Source organism: Gordonibacter sp. RACS_AR68, from assembly GCF_030418485.1.
GTDB classification, from domain to species: Bacteria; Actinomycetota; Coriobacteriia; order Coriobacteriales; family Eggerthellaceae; genus Gordonibacter; species Gordonibacter urolithinfaciens.
In genome coordinates this window covers 1-17,292 of the sequence record NZ_JAIPUP010000010.1, presented here as the reverse complement: position 1 = coordinate 17,292, position 17,292 = coordinate 1, and the positions used below count along the sequence as shown (strand labels likewise).

Genomic DNA, 17,292 nt, shown 5'->3' with positions numbered 1-17,292 from the left:
GAGAATACGACAGGGGCCTTCCGACCGGGTAAAATGTGCACGGTTTGTGCAGTGACGTTGGGTTATGGGTTCAAACCTGCTAGAATACTTTGACGCATGCGCGCAGGAAGACTCAAACCCCGTGCGCCGACGCACTTGAAACGCAGCACGCTTGGGTGGAAGGACAATCATGGACGAAACAGGAGTCTTGGGGCTGCTCGAGGAGCTCTCGATTCTTCTCGAGGACTCGAAGCCGGTCTTCGGCAAAAGCAACTTGCGCCAAGTCGACATAGCCGCGGCGTTCGAGATCATGGACGAGATCCGCGACACGTTCCCGAGCGAGTTCGCGCAGGCGCGCCAGATCGTTCGCGAGCGCCAGAGCCTGCTCGACGACGCCGAGGCCGAGGCCAACCGCATGATCGAGGACGCGCGCAGCCAGGCCATGACCATCGCCAGCGAGCAGGAGATCGTGCGCATCTCCCAGCAGCAGGCCGACCAGATCCTCGCGGACGCCCGCGAGCTGGAGCGCCAGACGCGCGCCGGCGCCGAGGATTACGCCGACGAGGTGTTCGGGCACGTGGAGCAGAGCCTCGACACGCTGCTGAACAACGTGCGCCGCTGCCGCGACCGCCTCAACGCCAACTCGCTCGCCGCGGGCCGCTGATGGAAACGACGCGCATCCCCATACCCTCGGAGCTCTTCGCACCTGCGGAGAGCTCGCATTTTGAGGGATCGTACACGGTGCCCGTCGTGAAGGCGGGGCCCGACCTGTACGATTTCGCCGAGCCGCTGTCCTGGCAGGTGGACGTGACGAACACGGGCGACGCGCTGCTCGTCACCGGCACCGTGGAGGGAGAGGCGAGGACGTCGTGCGCGCGCTGCGTCGACGACTTCTCGTTCCCCGTGACGGGCGAGGTGGAGGGCTACTTCCTGCTCGGCGCCGACAAGGAGGCGCCCGAGGACATGGACGACGACGAGTTCGACGTGCTGCCCGAGGACAACGTCATCGACCTGGAGCCGCTGCTGAACGCCGCGCTGCTGCTGGAGTTCCCGCTCGTGCCGCTGTGCGACGACGAATGCAAGGGCCTGTGCCCCACGTGCGGCGCGAACCTCAACGAGGGGCCGTGCGGCTGCGCGCCCGCCGAGGGCGACGGGGGCGACGACGTGCCGCCCAACCCGTTCGCCGTGCTGAAGGACTTCCCGTTCGAGCAGAACTGACCTCCTTTCCGCCATCGTGGAAGGTCTGTCCCTGCTATTTTCGATGAACCTGCCCGCGCCATTTTGAAACGCCCGCCCCCGGCGGGCGTTTCCTTTTCCCGACAGAGCAAGAAAAGTAGAGACGTGCGCCTCGTCGTTCTGGTTCAATGGAGCATCCGGGCCGAAAGGGAGGAAGGGAGGCTGGCATGGAGCCGGAGCACCTGCGCGCGGTGGAGCGGGCGGTGGCGTGTATCGAGGCGCACCGGGGCGGGCGGCTCGACCTGGACGCCATTGCGCGCGCTGCCGGCTACTCGAAGTTCCATCTGCATCGCCTGTTCGGCGAGGCGACGGGCATGACCGTGCATGCGTACGCATCGCGCCGACGGCTCACCGAGGCCGCCCGCGCGCTCGTGGAGACGGAGCGGCCCGTAGCCGACATCGCCCGCGACGCCGGCTACGACAGTCAGCAGACGTTCTCGGCGGCGTTCGCCGCGCTGTACAAGTCGCCGCCTGCGCGCTTCAGGGCGTGCGGTGCGTTCTACCCCCTGCAGCTGCCGCTGAAGCTGGACGCACTTGCCGACGGGCTGAGCGGCCCGGCGGCAGGTGCGGCTGATGGTCGGGCAGGCGAGGCGGGCGGCTGGGCCGACGGGGCCGGCCCCTGGGAGGCCAGGGCCGCGACGCCCGCCGACGTGCCGGCCTGGATGGATCTCATGCGGCTCGCCGTGGACGGCTTCCCCTGCCTTGACGAGCGCCGGCACGAGGCCTGGCTGCGCGAGGCCGTGGCCCGTGGGCAGGCGCTCGTCGCCCGCGGCGCGGGACCGGCGGCCCTCGCGGGCGCGGCGGCCTTCGACCCCGGGCGGGCCCGCATCGACGTGCTGGCGGTGCATCCGCGGCAGCGGCGGAGCGGAGGCCCGGCCCGCGTGCTCGTCGCGGCCGTGCAGGCCGCGGTGCCGGGGCGCGACCTGGCCATCGCCACGTACCGCGCGGGCGACCGCGCCGACACGGGGTACCGGCGCGACCTCGCGGCTCTCGGGTTCGAGGAGGCGGAGCTGGGCACCGAGCTCGGCTATCCCGTGCAATGGTTCCTGCTGCGTGCGGAGCCGCAGGATGAAGGCGGGAACGGGAGGAGGAATATCCTATGAGCGAAGGGCGCGACGCCGTCAGGGCGGAGGAGGAGGCGCGGCTTGCCGAGACGCTCGGTCTCGTGCGTGCAGCCCTCGGTGAGGCCGAGGCCCTGCATGGGCGGATAGAGGACGGCTACCGCGAGGCCAAGCGCTACCAGGTGGCGTACCGCGGAGAGATCGACCCTGCGGAGGCCTTCCAGAACGAGCTGGCGCTGGCCGAGGTCGACCGGCGTGCCGCACGCTCGCACGAGGCGGCCGCGCAGCTGCGCAAGATGCTCGATGCGCCGTACTTCGCGCGCGTGGATTTCGCGGCCGGCGGGGAAGGGGGGCCGGAGACGTTCTACCTAGGGCGTTTCTCGTTCGCAGCGGAAGGCCGCACCGTGGTGTCCGACTGGCGCTCGCCGGTGGCGGGCCTGTTCTACGAGCACGACGAGACGGGCCCGGCGGCCTACGACGCGCCCTCGGGCCGCGTGGAAGGCCTGCTTTCGCTCAAGCGCCAGCTGGGGGTGGAGCGGGGCGAGCTCGTGTACGCGGCGGACAGCGCCTCGAGCGTGCGCGACGAGGTGCTGGCGCGCGAGCTGGGGCGCGCCTCCGACCGGAAGATGCGCGCCATCGTGGCGTCCATCCAAGCCGAGCAGAACCGCATCATACGCGACGAGGAGCCGGGCACGCTGGTCATCCAGGGCGCGGCAGGCTCGGGCAAGACCTCCATCGCGCTGCACCGCGTGGCGTACCTGCTGTACCGGCGCCGTGGCGAGCTTTCGTCGCGCCAGGTGGCCCTCCTCTCGCCGAACCGCGTGTTCGCCGACTACATCGCCGGCGTGCTGCCAGAGCTCGGCGAGGAGCCCATCGAGGCATTCGACCTGCGCGGCGTCGTGGAGCGGGCGCTCAACGGCTCCGTGCGCGTCGCGCCCGCGCGCTCGAGCGTGGACGCGGCGGACGAGGCATGGCGCGAGCGCGCCCGCTTGAAGGGGACGGCCGCGTTCGCCGACGCGGTGCTCGCGTTCCTCGAACGGGTTCCCGAGGCGGCGTTCGCGGCCGAGGACCTGACGTTCGGCCGACGCGTCGTCGAAGCCGCGTGGATCGATGCGCGGTTCCGCGCGCACGGGGGCCTCGCCTTGGAGGAGCGGCTCGACCTCGTGGCCGCGAGCGTGGTCTACGAGCTGGAGTCCACGAGCGTCGGGCGCGACCGCCACGCCGTGCCGACGAAGCGGGAAGCGCGTCGGCGCCTGGCCGGCATGCTGCGCGCTAAGGACGCGCTTTCGCTCTACCGCCTGTTCCTCGCCGACCAGGGCTGGGAGGGTGCGCTCAAGATCGGGCCGAAGCGCACGGTGGAGTGGGAGGACGCCGCGCCGCTCGCGCTCTTCAAGGGCACGTTCTCGGGCTTCGAGGCCTACGACGGCGTCAAGCACCTCGTGGTGGACGAGATGCAGGACCTGACGCCGGTGCAGCATGCGCTCGTGGCGCGGCTGTTCCGTTGCGGCAAGACCGTGCTGGGCGACTGCTGCCAGGTGGTGGACGAGTGCGGCTCTGCCGCGCTCGAGGACGTTGCCCGGGCCTATGGCGCCGCGCGCGTCGTGCGGCTCACGCGCAGCTACCGTTCCACGAGCGAGATCGTGGCGCTCGCGAACCGCGTGAAGCCCGCCGCCGGCCTCGAGGCGGTGGAGCGGCATGGCGACGTGCCGCGTATCATCGACTGCGCGGACACGGCCGAGGTGCTCGCGCGGACGCTCGAGGCCGCCCAAGCCTTCCGCGCGAGCGGGCGCAAGACGCTCGGGATCCTGCACGCTTCCGACGAGCTGGCCGCGCGCTACGCCGAGCTGCTCTCCCGCGACGTGGACGTCCACCTGCTGACCGAGCGCACGGAGACCTTCGAGGAAGGCGTGTCGGTGGCGTCCGTCAAGATGGCGAAGGGCCTCGAGTTCGACGAGGTGGTCGTGCTCGACGCCGACGAGCGCTTCTTCTCCGGCGAGCTCGGACGCTCCCTCCTCTACGTCGCGGTCACGCGTGCCCTTCATCGGCTGACCGTCCTGCACCGGGGAAGGCCGAGCAGGTTCCTGGCGGAGTAGGGGCGTCCGCCGTCCTGGGGCAGCGACGAGGGCGCGACGCGAGGCGCGAGGGCCGTCCGAGATTCGCGGACGAGAACGAAGGCCCTGGCAACGGGAGCGGTGCCCGAAGTCGTTCGCGCAGCAAAACGTTCCGCATATCGCCGGCTCGTGCGTTGCGGACGCTTCCCCTGTGGAACTTATGCTCCCGCAGGTTCCCTATTCGTCCATGACGATGCAGGCAAGGGAATCGAGCGGCACGGTCGTGGGGCGGTCCCTGCCTGCGAGGGCGTGTTGCGGGCATTCTGGGAAACCGCATGAACATCCTATGTGAAAGAGGCTGAAGCGATTTTGCGTTCCCACGCCTCGAGCTCGCTCTCCATGTGCTAATATTGAATTCTAATTCAATGAAAGGAAGTTCAACAAATGGTGTCGAGGCAGGAGCAGCGGGAACGGCGGCGCGAGGAGATACTCCGGGCGGCGCTGCGCCTGTTCGTGCGCAAGGGCTACGCGGGCACGAAGGTGGGCGACATCGCCGAGGCGGTGGGCATGAGCACGGGGCTCATGTTCCACTACTTCGAGTCGAAGGAGGCGCTCTACGAGGAGCTGATAGGCTTGGGCGTGGGCGGGCCGATGGCGATGATGGACGGCGGTGCCGGGGGCGACGCGATCGCGTTCTTCGAAGGGGCCGCCGCGAGCATCCTGGCCTTTTTGCGCGAAGACCCCTTCATGGCCGACATGTTCGTGCTCATGGGCAACGCGCTTATGGACGACGCCATCCCCGAGCGCGCGAAGGAGCTGCTCGCGGGCTTCGACATGAACACGCCCACGGCCGAGATGGTGCGTCGCGGCCAGCGCGAGGGCACCGTCCGCGCGGGCGACCCGACGGCGCTCTCCATCGCGTTCTGGGCGGCCATCCAGGGCATCGCCGAGGAGCTGGCCGTGTATCCCGATATGCCGTGCCCGGAACCGGAATGGATCGTCGACATCGTGAGGAAGAGGTAGGGGAATGGATCAGCTGAAGAGCGAGCACGCAGGCGGGGGCACGGCCAAGAGAACGGATGTTTCACGTGAAACATCGGAGGAGCGATCGTCGCGCGCGACGGGCGCGGCGGGGGCGGGAGCTTCGTCGAAGCGCGTCGCCGTCGTGGGCGCCGGCATCGCAGGGCTCGCGGCCGGGGTGTACGCGCGCCAAAGCGGCTTCGACGTCACCGTCTTCGAGTCGCACGCCATCCCCGGCGGCGCATCGACCAGTTGGAGCCGCAAGGGGTACCTGTTCGAGGGCGGCATGCATTGGCTCACGGGATCGTCGCCGAAGACGGCGCTCAACGCGGTGTGGAACGAGATCGGCGCGCTCGATGCGGACGTGCCGATATACGTGCGCGACCCCTTCCTCGCCTACGAGTTCGAGGGGAGGACCGTCTACCTGTACCGCGACGTCGACCGCCTCGAGGAGCACCTGCTCGACGTCGCGCCCGAAGACGCGCGCCAGATACGGCGCCTCGTCAAGGACGTGCGCGCGTTCATGAAGGTGAGCATGCCCGTCTTCGACCTCAAGGGCGTGAAGGCGGCCGTGCCGCGCAAGGCGGGCATGGGGGAGATGCTTGCCATGCTGCCGGCGATGACGCGCATGCCCGCCTACGCGAACCAGACCGCCCGTGCGTTCGCGGATCGCTTCTCCAACCCGCTGCTGCGCACCCTGTTCGCGAGCATGGTCGGCGAGGACATGAGCGCGATGGGACTCGCGTTCACGCTCGCGACGCTCGCTGCGGGCGACGGCGGGTACCCGCTCGGCGGCTCGCTCGCCATGGCCCGGCGCGTCGCTGAGACGTTGGAGCGGCTGGGAGGTCGGATCGAGTACCGGAGCCTCGTCGAGCAGGTTGCCGTGCGGGACGGGCGAGCGGTGGGCGTGGTCGTGGACGGCGAAGAGCGGGCGTTCGATGCCGTCATCGTGACGCAGGATCTGCGCATGGCCGTCGACGAGCTCTTCGACCCGCCGATCGTCGAGCCTTGGGCGGAGCATTTGCGGGAGCACGTGCATCCGATCCTCGACACGTTCGTCAGCCTCGGCATCCGAAGCGACCTCTCGGACGTGCCGGAATGCGTCGGGTTCCCCCTCGACGAGCCCGTTTTCTGCGGAGGGCAGCGACACGACGCGCTTTCCTTCAACAACTACGCCGCCTACGAGGGCTACGCGCCCGAGGGCTGCACGGCCATGACGCTGTTCATGAACGGCGACACGTACGACTGGTGGGCCGCGCGCAAGGCCGACGGCACCTACGCGCAGGAGAAGCGCAAGCTCGCCGAGGCAGTGATCGCCGCGGTGTCGAAGAAGTGCCCGCAGGTGGAGGGCAAGGTGGAGGTATGGGACGTGGCCACGCCGCTGACCTACGAGCGCTACCTGCGCTCGTACAAGGGCTCGTGGATGTCGAACATGCTCCCCGGCGAGAAGGCGCGGAGCTACCCGGCGAAGCCCGAGGGCATCGCGGACGTGTACTTCGCCGGCCAGCGCCTCGTCGCCCCCGGCGGCCTGCCCACCGCGGTCGACACCGCCCGCACCGCCGTCCAGCACCTCTGCCGCGACACCGGCACGGTGTTCCAAGGGGCGCTCTGACAGGTCGCCCCGCGGCGGCCCCCGGATGTTTCACATGAAACATCCGTTCGCTTCAATTTGCGGCGCGCCGGGTCAAGGACCCGGCGCGTTTTTTCATCTTGACATACGCATGCCGCGGCCTTAGACTGCTAGTTAGTTACTTAAGTAACTAATCGACAAGCAAGGCGACTGAAGGAGGCGGGAGGCATCGTGATCATCGATCCGGGGCGCGACGTGCCCTTGTTCATCCAGGTCGCCGAGCAGATAGAGGACGACGTCTTCACGGGCGCCTACGCCGAGGGCGACCGCGTACCCTCGACCAACGAGCTCTCGGCGCTGCTCGGCATCAACCCGCACACCGTCCTCAAGGGCATGAACATCCTCGTGGACGACGGCATCATCTACAAGAGGAGGGGAATGGGCATGTACGTGCAGGACGGGGCGGCCGAGAAGGTGCGCGCCAAGCGACAAGGCGCCTTCGACGAGCGCTTCGTGGCTGCGCTCGTGGCCGAGGCGAAGAAGCTGGGCCTTACGAAGCAGCAGGTCATCGACCTCATCGAGAAAGGATACGACCATGCGTGAGCTGCGAGCCGAGCATCTGACGAAGCGGTTCGGCAAGACGACGGCGCTCGACGACGTGTCGCTGTCCTTGGATTACGGCAAGATCCACGCGCTTCTGGGCCGCAACGGCGCGGGCAAGACGACGCTTCTGGGCATCGCGTCCAACCGCCTCGTGCCCACGGCCGGCCACATCCTGGTGGATGGTGAACCGGTCACAGACAATTCCCGCGCGCTCTCGAAGGTGTTCTGCACGGGCGATGTGCGGATGATCCCCGAGGCCATGTACGTGGACGACCTCGTCGCGCAGATGGGCCGCTTCCATGCGGGATTCGACGCGAAGCGCGCTGTCCGGCTTGCGAAGGCGTTCGATTTGGACGTGAAGGCGAAGGTGGGCAAGCTCTCCACCGGCTACCGTTCCATCTCTCAGCTGGTCATGGCGCTCTCGCTTGACGTGGACTACCTGCTGCTCGACGAGCCGGTGCTGGGCCTGGACGCCGCGCACCGTGATCTGTTCTACCGGCTGCTGATGGAGGACTACCTGGAGCGGCAGCGCACGGTGGTCATCGCCACGCACCTCATCGAGGAGGTGGCGACCTTCGTGGAGCGGGTGACCATCATCGACGAGGGCCGTGTGCTGATGCAGGCCTCGGCCGACGAGCTGCGCGCGAGCGGCTACAGCGTGTCGGGCCGCGCGGCGGACGTGCGGGCGTACTGCGAGGGCCTCGAGGTGCTGGGGATCGACGAGATCGGCGGCGTGGCGGTGGCGTACCTGCTGGGCGCGCCGGACGCCGCGCGGCTGACCGACCGTCTGGACGCGGCGCCGGTGAACCTGCAGAAGCTGTTCGTGAAACTGACCGAGAAGGGGGAGTGACCTCATGAAGCTCAAGGCGGCCACCCGCTACCAAGCTGTCGAGCTCGTCCAGAGCGCGGCGGCGTTCTGCCTGATCATCGGCGCTATCATCGCCGCCGTGGCCCTGTTCGGCCTCATGAAGGGCGCTTATCTGTCGATGCCGAACCTGGGTTTCCTGCCCTACTTCCTCATGCCCCTGCTCGCCCTCTCCACGTTTCAGGGCGATGTTCGGTTTCTCATGCAGATGGGGCTCACGCGTCCCCAGGTCATCGCGAGCACGGCGGCGTCTCTGGGGGCGGCCTGCCTGTTCCTCGCCCTCGTCGAAGCTGCGTGCGCGATCCTCGTGTCGTTCTGGCCGCAGATGCAGTCGCTGTACTTGATGTCGTACGGGCTCGGCAACGGCCCCGCGCTCGACTTCCTGTTCATGTTCCTGGGGTGCGCCGCGGCCTCGGGCGCGGGGCTCGCGTTCGCCGCGCTGCAGATGCGCTTCGGCACGCGGCGCGTCGTGCTGGCGTGTGCTGCGGCGGTCTTGGCGGGGCTCACGATTCTGACCAACGTCGAAGGCGCGGCCTGGGCGTTTGCCGGGACCATGTCGTGGCTGTTCGGCTTCGGCGAAGGGGCGAGCCCGGCGAACCCGTTCATCACGTTCGCCGCCGTCGCGGCCCTTGGCGTCCTCGTCGCCTGGGCGGCCGTCCGCCGCATCGAGGTGCGCTGAGCGTGAGGCGTTGCGCCAGAGGGGCCTTCCCCTCCGGCGCACGCTGACGGCCTTCGCCCCCGTTGCCGGCAACCGGGCGGTGCACGGGGGGTGGCGGGTTGCTGACGCCGTCGCCCCGCGCCGCGCCCCGCGCCCATCGTCGCCTACCATATGCGGGATAGGCAAGGCGACGAGGCGGGGAGGCGGACATGGCGAAGCGCGAAGCGGAGGGCGGCGGCGTGGATCCCTCCCAGGTCGTGCGCCACTTCCTGTTCGCGCTCGCGGCCGGCGGGGCCGGCGCGGCGGCCTCCATCGCGCTCTCGCTCGCCGTCGACCTCGCGGCGCGGCTCTCCGGGCGCTTCCCGTGGCTGCTCCTCGCGCTGCCGGCGCTCGGCGCGGCGTCGGTCCTGCTCTATCGCGTGCTGAAGCTGCCCGCGCACCTGGCCACCGACACGCTGGTGGACCGCCTGCGCCGCAACGACCGCGTGCCGCCCGCCCTCGCGCCGGGCATCCTCGCGGGCACGTTCCTCACCGTGCTCGGCGGCGGGTCGGTGGGCAAGGAGGCCGCGGCGCTGCAGATGGGGGCGTCGCTCGGCGCGCTCGTCGGCCGCCCCTTCAAGCTGGCCCCCGTGCGCCGGGGCGCGCCGGCCATCCCCCAGGGCTACGCGGCGGCCACCGGCATGGCGGCGTGCTTCGGGGCGCTCTTCTTCGCGCCGCTCGGCTCGACGATGTTCGTGCTCGAGCTCGCCCGCTTCGACCGGGCGGTCGCGCGCCACGTGCCCACGCTGCTGCTCGCGTCGTTCGCGGCGTTCGGAATCGCGCGCATGACAGGCATCGGCGACGTGATCCCGCGCGTCGCCGTGCCCGCCTTCTCGTGGCCGCTCGTCGCGCAGTGCGTGCTCGTGGGCCTGGCGTGCGGGGCGGCGGGCACCGTGTTCGGCACGGGGCTGCGCCTCGCGCGCCGCGTCGTGCGCCGGCGGGTGGGCCGGCCGCTGGTGGCCGCCGTCGCGGGCGGCCTCCTGTTCGCGGGCATCGTGCTCGCGTTCGGGTGGCAGGGCTTCGAGGGCACGGGCATGCCGCTTCTGCGCGGCGCGCTCGCGGGGCATGCGGGCGGCGCCGATTTCGCCGTCAAGGCGGGCCTCACGGTGCTCGCGCTCGGCTTCGGGCTCAAGGGCGGCGAGATCATGCCCATGTTCACGGTGGGCGCGCTTTTGGGCTGCGCGCTCGGCGGCCTCACGGGGGCGGCGGCGCCGTTCTCGGCCGCGCTCGGGCTTGCGGCGTTCTTCGGGGCCGCGAGCCGCTGCCCCTTGGCGGCACTCCTCATGGGCGCGGAGATATTCGGCCTGGCCGCCGCGCCGTACGTGGCGCTTGCGGTGGCGGTGGCCTACGCGGGCAGCCGCGACGTGGGCGTGTTCGGGCACGGCACGGCGAGCGAGCTCGCGCGCCTGCGCGCACGGGCCCGCGATCTCGCGCGGCGCCGGGAAGGGCGCTGAGGCATGGGGCGCGCGACGGGCCGCCTTCCCGGCCAGCTGGCTCGCCACGCCGCGTTCGCGCTCGCGGCCGGAACGGCCGGGGCGCTCGCCGCGTCGCTCGCCACCCTCGCGCTCGACGCGGCCTCGGCGCTCCCCGCGCGCTTCCCCTGGCTGCTGTTCGCGCTGCCGCTTCTAGGGGCGGCCTCCATCGGGCTCTTCAAGCTGCTCGGCCTGCCGCTCGGCGCGCAGCCCGGATCGGTGGTGGAGGACGTGCGCGACGATGGCCGCGTGCCGCTCGCCCTGGCGCCCGCGGCGCTCGCCGGCACGCTCTTCACGGTGGCGGGCGGGGGGTCGGCGGGAGCGACGGCAACCTCGCTCGCCATGTCGTCCTCGGCGGCGTCGGCGCTCGGCAGGCTCGCGCGGGTCGAGCCCCTGGCGGCGCCCGGCGCGCGGGCGCCCCGCCGCGGCTGGACGGCGGCCTGCGGGATGGCGGCGGCGTTCTCGGCCCTGTTCGGCGCGCCGCTTGCGGGCGCCGCGTTCGCGCTCGAGCTCGTCCGGTTCGACGGCGCCGTCGCGCGCCATCTGCCCGCCGTGCTCACGGCCTCCCTCGCCGCTTGGATCGTTTCGCTGCCGCTCGCCGGCGGTTACGCGCTCCCTGCGGCGGCTCCCCCGGACGCGTCGTGGCGCGCGGGCGCGCTCTGCTTGCTGGTGGGCCTCGCGAGCGCTGCGGCCGGCACCGTGTTCGGCTGGTCGCTGCGCGCGCTCAGGCGGGCCTTCGGCCGGGCCCGCGCCCATCCGGCCCTCGTGGCGGCTGCGGGAGGCGCGCTCATCTGCGCGCTCGTGCTCGCCTTCGGCTGGCAGCGCTTCGAGGGGTCGGGCCTCGCGCTTCTCGCCGACGCCTTCGCCGGGGACGCCGGCCCCTTCGACTTCGCCGCGAAGGCGCTGCTCACCGTGGTCACGCTCGGCTTCGGCTTCAAGGGCGGCGAGGTGATGCCCGCGCTTTCCGTGGGCGCGCTTTTGGGGGCCTCGTGCGCGGGGCTCATCGGCGCCGCGCCGCCGTTCGCAGCGGCCATGGGGGCCGCGGCCTTCCTCGCGGCCGCCGCACGCTGCCCGCTCGCCGCGGTGCTCCTGGCCGGCGAGGCGTTCGGGTGGGCCGCCGCGCCGTGGGCCGCGCTCGCCGTGCTGCCCGCTTATCTGGGCAGCGTGGACGTGGGCATGTTCGGCCGCGGGATCACGGCGTGGCGGACGCGCTCGCGCGCTGCCCGCGGGCAACGAGAGGATCGACGACGCGGGAGAGGACGGTAAGCGCTACAATGGCAGCCATGGACACCAAGAAGAATCCCCCAGCCCCCGCGGTCGATCCCGCGGCCCCTTCGGGCGCCGACGAGCCGCGCGTTTTCGCGCGCCAGGTGCTCGCGCGCTTCGTCGCCTATTACAAGCCCTACAAGTTCCTGTTCTTCTTCGACCTCGTGTGCGCCTCGGTGCTCGCGGCGGTCGATCTGGCCTTCCCGCAGTTCCTGAACTTCTTCACGAGGCAGTTCTTCCTGGAGCCGCCCGAGGTCATCCTCTCCACGCTCGGGTGGATAGCGCTCGGGTTCGCCGCGCTGTACGCCCTGCGCACGGCCTGCCAGTACTTCATCACGGCGTGGGGCCACATCATGGGCGCGCGCATGGAGGCCGACATGCGCATGGACCTGTTCAGGCAGTACCAGCGCCTGTCGTTCAGCTACTACGACCGCAACAACACCGGCGAGATGATGAGCAAGCTGCTCACCGACCTGTTCGACATATCGGAGCTGGCGCACCACGGGCCGGAGAACCTGTTCATCTGCATTCTGAAGATCGCAGGCTCGTTCGTGCTGCTGTTCATGATAAACGTGCCGCTCACGGCCATCATGCTGGCGGCCACGGCGGTCATGGCGGCCTACGCGTTCTGGCGCAACTACAAGAAGCGCGTCATCTTCACGGAGAACCGCAGGAAGATGGCCGACATCAACGCGCGGCTGCAGGACTCGCTCGGCGGCATCCGCGTGGTGAAGTCGTTCGGCAACGAGGGCGTGGAGATCGGCAAGTTCAGCGGCACGAACAAGCGCTTCGTGGACACGAAGGAGAGCTCGTATAGGTTCATGGGCGCGTTCCATGCGGTGAACTCGGTGTTCACCGGCGTTCTGTACACCGTGACCATCGTGGGCGGCGGCTACTTCGTGGCCACGGGGGGCCTGGCGCCCGCCGAGCTCGCCATCTACGCCCTGTACATCGGCATCTTCCTGTCGCCTATCGAGCAGCTCATCAACTTCACCGAGCAGTTCCAGAAGGGCTACGCGGGCTTCCGACGCTTCATGGAGGTGCTGGCCGTGAGGCCCGACGTGCGCAACCGGCCCGGCGCCCTGCCGCTTGCGGCCGCCGAGGTGGAGCGCGGGCGGGCGGACGGGTTCGTGGCCGGAGAAGTGCGCTACCGTGGCGTGCGGTTCGGCTACGACGGCGAGCACGAGGTGCTGCGCGGTCTGGACCTGGCCATACCGGCCGGTACGACCGTGGCGCTCGTGGGGCCGTCGGGCGGCGGCAAGACCACCACGTGCTCGCTTCTGCCCCGGTTCTACGACCCGGGCGCGGGCTCGGTGGAGATCGACGGCATCGACGTGCGCGACGTGACGGTGGAGACGCTGCGCGAGGCCATCGGCATCGTGCAGCAGGACGTGTACCTGTTCGGCGGCACCGTGCGCGAGAACATCGCCTACGGGCGCCCCGATGCCTCGGACGACCAGATCGTGGAGGCGGCGCGGCGCGCGAACATCCACGAGTTCGTCATGGGCCTGCCGGAGGGCTACGACACGTTCGTGGGCGAGCGCGGGGCGCGGCTGTCGGGCGGGCAGAAGCAGCGGATCGCCATCGCGCGCGTGTTCTTGCGCAACCCGCGCATCCTCATCCTGGACGAGGCCACGAGCGCGCTCGACAACGAGAGCGAGCGGGCCATCCAGGCGTCGCTCGAGGAGCTGTCCGAGGGCCGCACCACGCTCGTCATCGCGCACCGGCTGTCCACCATACGCGGCGCCGACCTCATCGCGGTGGTTGAGGACGGCCGCGTGGTGGAGCAGGGCACCCACGACGAGCTGCTGGAGCTGGGCGGCACGTACGCGCGCTATTACGAGATGCAGTTCGGTCGCCCGTCGGAAGGGCTCTGAGCGGCCCTTCGCGCCCTCGGGGCCCCGCCGTGTGGAGCACGTGTGGCATGTCGAAGAAAAGCGCAGATGGGGCCTTGCGCGGCGCATGAACCTTTGGTACTATACCGTTTCGCATGTTTACTAAGCGAGGACGGGCGGCACGGGTTCGCCCGGCTTACAGAAGGAGCATAGATCATGGCAGTACCTAAGCGCAAGATGGGCCGTATCCGCACCCATAACCGTCGCAGCAGCAACGATAAGATCGGTGCGCCCGCCCGTTCCGTGTGCCCGCAGTGCGGCGAAGTGAAGCTTCCGCACCGCGTGTGCCCGAACTGCGGCTTCTACAAGAACCGCGAGGTTATCGAGACGGAATAGCGCATCCGCGCTTTGGCGCGCGCTCTTCGGCCGCGTTGAAAAGCCTCCCCGCACGTCAGCGCTCGCTGATGCATGGGGAGGCTTTTTCAGGTTGGTTGAGCAAGACGCGTGCGGTCGGGGCCCGGCAGGGCCGCGGTTCGCGCAGGAGGCCGGCCTCGCGGGAGGCCGTCGGCAGGAGGAGGCAATCAATGTCCGAGGAAGTCACGATAGCGGTCGATGCCATGGGGGGCGACGATGCCCCGGGCGTCGTGCTCGACGGCGTGGCGCAGGCGCTCGAGGCCGACGGGGCCCTGCACGTGGTGCTGTGCGGCCCGGCCGAGGTGGTAGAGCCGTTCGCGGCGGCGCACGAGCGCTGCGAGGCGCGCGCGACGACCGAGGTCGTCGGCATGGGCGAGCACCCGGCCGAGGCCGTGCGCAAGAAGAAGGACTCGTCTGTCGTGGTGGGCTGCCGCCTGGTGAAGGAGGGCGCCGCGCAGGGCTTCTTCTCCGCCGGCTCCACAGGCGCCTGCCTGGCGGCGGGGACGCTCGTCATGGGCCGCATCAAGGGCGTGTCGCGGCCGGCGCTGGCCACGGTCATCCCGTCGCCCGTGCGCCCGGTGGTCATGTGCGACATCGGCGCGAACGCCGACTGCAAGCCCGCCTACCTCGTGCAGTTCGCCCAGATGGCCACCATCTACGCCGAGCGTATCGTGGGGATAGAGAACCCGCGCGCGGCGCTGCTGAACATCGGCGAGGAGGAGGCGAAGGGCTCCCAGTTCGCCCAGGAGGCCTACGCGCTGCTGAAGGAGCAGCTGCCGAACTTCGCCGGCAACGCCGAGGGCGGCGACATCCTCCCCGCGAAGTTCGACGTCATCGTGACGGACGGCTTCACGGGCAACGTGTGCCTCAAGACCATCGAGGGCACGTCCAAGACGCTGTTCAAGACGCTCAAGGGCGTTATGATGAAAACCCCCGTCACGAAGCTGGGGGCTCTTGCCATCAAGGGCGGCCTGAAGGAGCTCATGGCGCAGGTGAGCCCGGACACGTACGGCGGTGCGCCGCTCCTGGGCGTGAAGGGGGCGCTGCTGGTGGGCCACGGCTCGTCGAATGCCTTCGCCGTGAAGAACGGCGTGCTCACCACGGCCGGCGTGGTGCGCGCGGGGGTTTCTGAAATAATCGCGCAGACCGTGGCGAAGGGCGCGTAGTCGGCTACAATGAACCGAACGGCAAGGTGGCCCCGGCGCGTCCGCGTCCGGGGCCTTCCTTGCGCCCGGCCCCCCGTCCTGCCGGGGGCGCGGGGCGGCGCCGACGGACCGGAACACACGAGAGAAGCGACCAGCAGAGGGCCGAACCTTCATGATATTGACCGAAGAGCAAGAACAGAAGCTCGCCAGAGCGCAAGAGATACTCGACTACCGCTTCGATAGCGAGCACCTCCTGCTCTCTGCCATCACCCACCCCTCGGCAACCGAGGGCAAGTCCGTCAAGTACTCCTACGAGCGCCTGGAGTTCCTGGGCGACAGCATCCTGGGCGCCATCGTTGCGGCCATAGCGTTTCACCGCTTCCACGACCTGGACGAGGGCGGGCTCACGCGCATCAAGGTGGCGCTCGTGTCGGGCGCGAGCCTGTCGGACGTGGCCGACCGCCTGGGCTTCGCGGACGTCATCGTGTTCGGCTCGTCGGAGACGGGCACCGGCAAGCGCGGCCTGCACTCCGCGCTGGAGAACGTGTACGAGGCCGTGGTGGCGGCGCTCTACCTGGACGGCGGCATCGGCGCCGCGCAGGAGTTCGTGGAGCGCACGCTCATCCCGCGCATGTCGCTGGACATGGCGCGCGAGCCGGAGAACCCCAAGAGCGCCCTGCAGGAGAAGCTGCAGGAGGACGGCATAACGCCCACGTACAAGCTCGTGGAGACGCAGGGGCCGCCGCACGACCGCACGTTCGTGGCGCAGGTGTTCGCCGGCACGCAGGGCCTGGCCCGCGGCACCGGCCGCACGAAGAAGGAGGCCGAGAGCCAGGCTGCCAAGAGCACGCTCGCGCGCCTCGGCGAGTTCTTCGGGCTGGGCGTGGACGAGGAGACGCGTGCCGAGAAGGCCGAGGCCGCGAAGCTGGCCAAGGCCGAGAAGGCGGCGGCGCGCGCCGAGGAGAAGGCGCGCAAGAAGAGCGAGCGCGCCCAGGCCAAGCAGCGCAAGCAGGGGTAGGCCGTGTACCTGAAGTCGCTCGTCCTCAAGGGTTTCAAGTCGTTCGCCGACCGCAGCGCGCTCGCGCTCGAGCCGGGTATCACGGCCGTGGTGGGCCCGAACGGCTCGGGCAAGTCGAACATCTCGGACGCGGTGCTGTGGGTGCTGGGCGAGCGCAATGCGAAGAACCTGCGCGGCCAGGCCATGGAGGACGTCATCTTCGCGGGCTCGTCGGCGCGCAAGGCCACGGGGCTGGCCGAGGTGGACCTCGTGCTGGACAACTCGGACGGCACGCTTCCCGTGGATTTCGCCGAGGTGGCCATCACGCGCCGCATGTACCGCTCCGGCGAGAGCGAGTACCTGATAAACGGGGTGGTGGCGCGCCGCATGGACGTGCTGGACATCTTGCACGACACGGGGCTCGGCACGGGCACGCACTCCATCATCAGCCAGGGCTCGCTCGACTCCATCCTGCAGTCCAAGCCGGAGGACCGCCGCGCGCTCATCGAGGAGGCCGCGGGCGTGCTCAAGCACAAGCAGCGCAAGGCCAAGAGCGAGCGGAAGCTGGAGCACATGGACCAGCACCTCGCGCGCGTGAAGGACGTGGCGGCCGAGGTGGAGCGCCAGCTGGGGCCGCTCGAGCGCAAGGCGAAGCGCGCGCGGGCCTACCAGGGGCTGTCCGCCGAGCTCTCCGAGCTCACGCTGGCGCTGGCCGTGGACGACCTGCGCGTGCTGCAGCGCGCCTGGGACGAGGCTGTGGAGCGCGAGCGGGCCTTGGACGAGGAGCTGGCGCAGAAGAAGGCCGCCATCGCCGAGGCCGAGGCGCGCGCCGAAGAGCTGCAGGAGCGGATACGCCGCGAGAGCGCCGACGCGGGCGAGCTGGCCAAGACCCATCGCCGTGCGTCGTCGGCCGTGGAGCGCTTCGACGGCGCCACGCTGCTGTTGCATGAGAAGCGCCGCGCTGCGCAGGCCCGCGAGGCCGAGCTGCGCGTGGCGCTGGAGGCGGGCAAGGCGCGCCGCGCCGCGGCCGAGGCCGAGCGCGCGCAGGCGGCGGCTCAGGTGGGCGAGGTGCGCGCCGAGC

16 protein-coding genes are annotated in these 17,292 nt (G+C 70.2%); all 16 read left to right on the top strand.

Features of this window, described 5'->3' with window-relative positions:
- Positions 1 to 169 precede the first annotated feature (169 nt).
- On the top strand, positions 170 to 643 hold the full coding sequence (locus K9U15_RS14195; protein ID WP_015538879.1) for a hypothetical protein: 474 nt from the start codon (positions 170 to 172) through the stop codon (positions 641 to 643).
- Positions 643 to 1,197, top strand: a complete 555-nt coding sequence (locus K9U15_RS14190) for a DUF177 domain-containing protein (RefSeq protein ID WP_096228408.1) — start codon at positions 643 to 645, stop codon at positions 1,195 to 1,197. Before K9U15_RS14195 ends, K9U15_RS14190 begins: the two co-directional genes overlap by 1 nt.
- Positions 1,198 to 1,382: 185 nt before the next feature.
- Complete coding sequence (locus K9U15_RS14185; RefSeq protein WP_161959478.1) at positions 1,383 to 2,318, top strand: helix-turn-helix transcriptional regulator; 936 nt, start codon at positions 1,383 to 1,385, stop codon at positions 2,316 to 2,318.
- Complete coding sequence (locus tag K9U15_RS14180) at positions 2,315 to 4,369, top strand: ATP-binding domain-containing protein (RefSeq protein WP_123674128.1); 2,055 nt, start codon at positions 2,315 to 2,317, stop codon at positions 4,367 to 4,369. The genes K9U15_RS14185 and K9U15_RS14180 overlap by 4 nt, the downstream gene beginning before the upstream one ends.
- A gap of 402 nt (positions 4,370 to 4,771) precedes the next feature.
- On the top strand, positions 4,772 to 5,350 hold the full coding sequence (locus tag K9U15_RS14175; RefSeq protein WP_096228411.1) for a TetR/AcrR family transcriptional regulator: 579 nt from the start codon (positions 4,772 to 4,774) through the stop codon (positions 5,348 to 5,350).
- Positions 5,351 to 5,354: 4 nt separating this feature from the next.
- Positions 5,355 to 6,959, top strand: coding sequence for an NAD(P)/FAD-dependent oxidoreductase (locus K9U15_RS14170; protein ID WP_096228412.1), 1,605 nt, complete (start codon positions 5,355 to 5,357; stop codon positions 6,957 to 6,959).
- 189 nt (positions 6,960 to 7,148) lie between these two features.
- On the top strand, positions 7,149 to 7,520 hold the full coding sequence (locus K9U15_RS14165) for a GntR family transcriptional regulator (RefSeq protein WP_123674130.1): 372 nt from the start codon (positions 7,149 to 7,151) through the stop codon (positions 7,518 to 7,520).
- On the top strand, positions 7,513 to 8,370 hold the full coding sequence (locus K9U15_RS14160; protein ID WP_123674131.1) for an ABC transporter ATP-binding protein: 858 nt from the start codon (positions 7,513 to 7,515) through the stop codon (positions 8,368 to 8,370). The genes K9U15_RS14165 and K9U15_RS14160 overlap by 8 nt, the downstream gene beginning before the upstream one ends.
- Positions 8,371 to 8,374: 4 nt before the next feature.
- Complete coding sequence (locus K9U15_RS14155) at positions 8,375 to 9,064, top strand: hypothetical protein (RefSeq protein WP_123674132.1); 690 nt, start codon at positions 8,375 to 8,377, stop codon at positions 9,062 to 9,064.
- Between the two features lie 188 nt (positions 9,065 to 9,252).
- Positions 9,253 to 10,536: a chloride channel protein gene (locus K9U15_RS14150; RefSeq protein ID WP_227115449.1), complete on the top strand. Its 1,284-nt coding sequence runs from the start codon at positions 9,253 to 9,255 to the stop codon at positions 10,534 to 10,536.
- A gap of 3 nt (positions 10,537 to 10,539) precedes the next feature.
- Positions 10,540 to 11,820 carry a chloride channel protein gene (locus K9U15_RS14145; protein WP_123674134.1) on the top strand — a complete coding sequence of 427 codons (1,281 nt, stop codon included), beginning with the start codon at positions 10,540 to 10,542 and terminating at the stop codon, positions 11,818 to 11,820.
- Between the two features lie 17 nt (positions 11,821 to 11,837).
- On the top strand, positions 11,838 to 13,697 hold the full coding sequence (locus K9U15_RS14140) for an ABC transporter ATP-binding protein (RefSeq protein WP_301156440.1): 1,860 nt from the start codon (positions 11,838 to 11,840) through the stop codon (positions 13,695 to 13,697).
- Positions 13,698 to 13,871: 174 nt separating this feature from the next.
- Positions 13,872 to 14,051, top strand: coding sequence for a 50S ribosomal protein L32 (gene rpmF, locus K9U15_RS14135; protein ID WP_041238879.1), 180 nt, complete (start codon positions 13,872 to 13,874; stop codon positions 14,049 to 14,051).
- 188 nt (positions 14,052 to 14,239) lie between these two features.
- Positions 14,240 to 15,235 carry a phosphate acyltransferase PlsX gene (gene plsX / locus K9U15_RS14130; RefSeq protein WP_123674136.1) on the top strand — a complete coding sequence of 332 codons (996 nt, stop codon included), beginning with the start codon at positions 14,240 to 14,242 and terminating at the stop codon, positions 15,233 to 15,235.
- 151 nt (positions 15,236 to 15,386) lie between these two features.
- Complete coding sequence (rnc, locus tag K9U15_RS14125) at positions 15,387 to 16,232, top strand: ribonuclease III (protein WP_015538874.1); 846 nt, start codon at positions 15,387 to 15,389, stop codon at positions 16,230 to 16,232.
- Between the two features lie 3 nt (positions 16,233 to 16,235).
- The coding region (locus tag K9U15_RS14120) for an AAA family ATPase (protein WP_301156438.1) at positions 16,236 to 17,292 on the top strand (1,057 nt) is incomplete at its 3' end.